The 4,499-nt window shown below is 71.5% G+C and carries 4 protein-coding genes; all 4 read right to left on the minus strand.

Annotation, left to right across the window (positions count from 1 at the left end; translation table 11 throughout):
• On the minus strand, positions 1-907 hold a 907-nt coding region (locus tag QM626_RS05945; RefSeq protein WP_415074980.1), incomplete at its 3' end, for an ABC transporter substrate-binding protein.
• Positions 908-1,183: 276 nt separating this feature from the next.
• Positions 1,184-2,554: an amidohydrolase family protein gene (locus QM626_RS05950; RefSeq protein WP_415074982.1), complete on the minus strand. Its 1,371-nt coding sequence runs from the start codon at positions 2,552-2,554 to the stop codon at positions 1,184-1,186.
• Between the two features lie 214 nt (positions 2,555-2,768).
• A complete protein-coding gene (locus tag QM626_RS05955; RefSeq protein WP_415074984.1) occupies positions 2,769-3,461 on the minus strand; it encodes a response regulator in 693 nt (230 codons plus the stop codon).
• On the minus strand, positions 3,458-4,499 hold a 1,042-nt coding region (locus QM626_RS05960), incomplete at its 5' end, for a sensor histidine kinase (protein WP_415074986.1). The genes QM626_RS05960 and QM626_RS05955, both read right to left, overlap by 4 nt.

Genomic DNA, 4,499 nt, shown 5'->3' on the forward strand with positions numbered 1-4,499 from the left:
CGGTCTCGTCGGAGACCACGAGGTCGGTCAGCTGCGCCTCGGCACCGGCGAGGGAGGTGGCCGCGTCCAGGCCGAGGTCCGCGCCGTACGTGTTCACGGCGAGGTCGGAGCAGCCCTGCGGGTCGTTGACCGCGTCGGACCAGCCCTGGATCTCCGCGATCAGGAACGCCTTCACCTCGTCCGGGTGGTTCGCGATCATGTCGTCCGTCGTGACGAAGGTCTCGGCCACGAAGGGCAGGCCGTTGTCGGCGAACGGCAGGTCGGTGACCTCGTATCCTTCCGCGGCGACGGTGACCGACTCGTTGGTGAGATAGGCCACGCGACCGTCGATCTCGCCGTTGGTCAGCGGCGAGGTGTCGTACTGCACGGGGACCACCGTGAGGTCACTCTCGCTCATGCCGTTGGCGGCGAGGAAGGCGTCGAACAGGGCGCGGTCGGAGTCCGTCACGCCGATCTTCTTGCCCTTCATGTCCGCGGGCGTGGTGATGTCGGCGCCGTCGGCGAGCGAGAGGATCTCGAACGGGTTCTTCTGGTAGGTCGTGCCGATGATCTTCACCGACACGCCTTCGCTCGCGACGGCGGTGCCGACGGAGATGGCGTCGCTGAGGCCGAAGTCGGCGGTGCCGGAGACCAGCTCCGACACGCCGGACGAGGGCCCGGAGACCAGGTCGACGCTGCTGAATCCCGCGCCGGTGAAGTAGCCGTTGCTGTCGGCGAAGTACTCGCCGCAGAACTCCTCGTTCTTGATCCAGCTGAGCTGGACCGTGATGTCGCCGTAGTCGCCGGACGCGGCTGTGGACGACGAGGAGGAGCTGCTGCCGGAACAGGCGCTGAGCGCCACCGCCGCCAGGGCGACGGTCGAGAAGGAGGTCGCGACGCGGGCGCGACGCGAGGAAAGAACGGACATGGCTGTGTCTCCAGAGGGGGCCGGTGGTGCACGCGGTTCAGGGGATCGTCGGCGCCCCGGCGAGGACGAGACGGCTGCCGACCCTTCGACGCTAGGCGTTGTAGATTTCACGAACATTCGCGTTCGTGTTTCCCTGCCGTTACCGCTGCGAGCGCCGGGCGGGTGTGTCATAACTCCGCCCGGCGGTGCGGGCGAGAGGGGAGGACCCCCGGAATTCCGGGCCTGCCGGCATCCGGAGCCGCAACCCGGGCGGAGTTATGACACACCTCCGGAGCCTCAGCGCGGGTGGCCGACGTGCGCGGCGTGCGCCGGCAGGTCGGTGTGGACGCGGTGCGACGCCTCGGCGGCGAGCGGATTGGTCGAGACGCCGCGCTCGCTGACGAGGCGGCCGCCGACGTACACCCGGGTGAGGTTGCGCAGGCTCATCGACAGCACGTAGCTGCGCACCGGGTGCCACAGCGGTCCGACGTCGGGGATCCGCGGGTCGACGACGACGAAGTCGGCGAACTTCCCGACCTCGAGGCTCCCGACACGATCGTCGACGCCGAGGATCTCGGCGCCGCCGAGGGTGTGCAGCCGCAGCACCTGCTCCGGCGTCATCGAGAGCGGGTCCTTCGTGCGGGCGCGCTGCATGAAGATGCCGGCACGCATGTTGCCCCAGGGGTCGGAGATGTCGGTGCAGGCCTGGTCGTCCAGGCCCATCCCCACCCGGATGCCGAGCTCGAGCATCTCCGGCACGAGCGCGACGCCGGATGCCAGGCGACCGTTGGACGCCGGCTGCCACGACATCGACGCCCCGCCGTCGGCGGTCTGCTCGAGGATCTCCGGGGTGGTCTGGATGTAGTGGCCGAACATCATGTCGGGGCCGAGGGCGCCGGCATCCCGGTAGAGCGCGAACTTCGACTGCTGCAGCGGCACCGCCTCGGGCGACTCCAGGAAGTGGGCCTGGTTGGTCACCCCGAACCGGCGCATCGCCTCGACCTCGATCTCGGCCGCCTCCGGCCGGGGGGACCACTGCACCTGTCCCATGATCGAGGCGCCGAGCGCGAGCTCCGGGTCGAGCGATCGGGTGTGCGCCACCTCGGCCGCGAACCGGTCGAAGATCTCGTCGTCGGCGCCGGCGGTGACGTCCATGCCGATCGCGTCGACGAAGCGGATGCCGGAGTCCACGCAGCCGTCCGCCTGGCGCGTGTGATAGTCGATGCCGCGCAGCGGCGCGTCGCCGACCCGCCTGCCGTCGACCATGGACTCCCACGCCTGCAGGGGGTCGGTGAAGTTGTATGCGGTGGTGACGCCGTTGGCGAGGAAGTCGAGCGCGCCGTGCAGGGTGGACCAGTACATGTCCTCGGGGCCCAGCCCGCTGGTGAAGCCGAGCATGGAGTCGCACCAGCCGTAGAGCGTCTCGCTCACACCGAGACCGCGCAGACCGCTCGTGAACAGGTGGGAGTGGCTCGACACGAAGCCCGGCGCGACGAAGGCGCCGGCGACGTCGAGCACCTCGTCGGCGGTGCGTCCGGGGTCGCCGGAGCCCAGTGCGGCGATGCGGCCGTCCTCGACGAGCAGCCAGCCCCGTTCGACGTACCCGGGGTCGTCGGTGCCGGCGGGCACGGTGATGAGGCGGGCGTCGGTCACGAGCAGGCTGGGCATGCGATCCTCCGGGTCGGGTTCGCGCCACGCTAGCCGCACCGTGTTTCGCGCCTGCTACATCGGCTGCCGCGCTGCCGCCGATGGCTCAGATGCGACGACACGATTCTGAGGAGATCCGGCATCCTGAGGAGACATCTTGCTCGACCCGGCCTCAGGATGCGGAATCTCCTCAGAACGGCGGATGCCCGGCGCCGGCCCTCTCCGACGGCGCCGGTCAGGGCTCGAGCACGAGCCGGTACCCCATGCCCGGATCGGTCAGCAGGTGCGCGGGATTGCGGGGGTCGCGCTCGAGCTTCTTGCGCAGCTGCGACATGTACAGCCGCAGGTAGCCGGTGTCGCTCACATGGGTCGTGCCCCAGATCGTCTCCAGCAGCGTCTGGCGCGTGACCAGACGGCCCGGGTTGCGCAGCAGCAGCTCCAGCATCTGCCACTCGGTGGGGGTCAGCCGCACCTGACACGCCTCCCCCGTCTCGGCGGTGCGCGTGATGCTGTGCGCGGCGAGGTCGACCGACACGTCGCCGAACGCGACCACGGGATCGGCGTCGTGGGCCGGCAGCCGGCGGGTGAGCGCACGGATGCGCGCCAGCAGCTCCTCGATCGAGAACGGCTTGGTCACGTAGTCGTCGGCGCCGGCATCCAGCGCCTCCACTTTGTCCGCGGCGCCGGTGCGCCCGGAGATCACCAGGATCGGCGCCGCGGACCAGCCGCGGATCGCGTGGATGACGTCGATGCCGTCGAGCCGCGGCATCCCCAGGTCGAGCAGGAACAGGTCGGGGTGATCGTCGATCGCGGCGGCGATGGCCCGCGCGCCGTCGGCGGCCGTGACGATCTCGTACCCCTTGGCCGTCAGCGTGATGCGCAGCGCCCGCACGATCTGCGGGTCATCGTCGGCGATGAGCAGCTTCATGAGGCGGGTCCGGGTCGGGGCGCGGGGGCGGATGCCGCGGGCAGCGACACGACCATCGTCAGGCCGCCGCCCGGGGTGTCCTCCGGGGTGAGCGTGCCGCCCATCCCCTCCACGAAGCCCTTGGACAGCGCGAGCCCGAGGCCCAGGCCGGTGGTGTTGTCGGTGTCGCCGAGGCGCTGGAACGGGAGGAACACGTCGTCCTGCCGGTCCTTCGGGATGCCGGGGCCGTGGTCGACGATGCGGATCTCGACGACGTCGGCGAAGGTGCTGGTCGAGATGCGGACCGGGACGCCGGCCGGGCTGTGCCGCACGGCGTTGGCCAGCAGGTTGACCACCACGCGCTGCAGCAGCACCGGGTCGGCCGACAGGGCAGGCCCCGCCGGGTCGAAGTCGAGCTCGACCTGCGCGGGCCCGAGGTCGAGCTCGTCGAGCGCCGGCAGGATCGCATCGACCGGGTCGACCGGGAAGGTCGTGACGGCGAGCACTCCGGCCTGCAGCCGGCTGACGTCGAGCAGGTCGGTCACGAGCGTGGCCAGCGCCGTCAGGCTCTCGTCCGCGGTGGCCAGCAGCTCCTCCCGGTCGGTCTCGCTCAGTGCGCCTCCCGCGGCCCGCAGCCCGCCGACGGCCGCGGTCGCCGCGGCCAGCGGGCGCCGGAGGTCGTGGCTGAGGGCCGACAGCAGGGCGCTGCGCACCTTGTCGGAGGCGGCCAGCGGCGCGATCTCGCTGGCGGCCTCCTCGAGGGCGCTGTGCTCGAGTGCCGCCGCCAGCTGGGCGACGATCACCGCCAGCAGCCGCTGCCCGGACGCCGGCAGATCCGCGCCGTGCAGCTCGAGCACGACCCCCTCCGCCACCGGGACGCTCGCGTGCTCGTCGCCGGCCAGCGGCTCGCCGTCGGCGGCGAGCACCGCGACCCCCGCCATCAGCCGCACCCCGCTGAGGCCGAACGCCTCGCGTGTGCGGTCGACGAGCGCCGGCACGGCGCCGTCGCCGCGCAGCACGCTGCCGGCGACGGTCTGCAGCAGCTCCGACTCGGCGGCC

Origin of the sequence: Microbacterium sp. (genome assembly GCF_047606385.1) — a bacterium.
Taxonomy (GTDB): Bacteria; Actinomycetota; Actinomycetes; order Actinomycetales; family Microbacteriaceae; genus Microbacterium.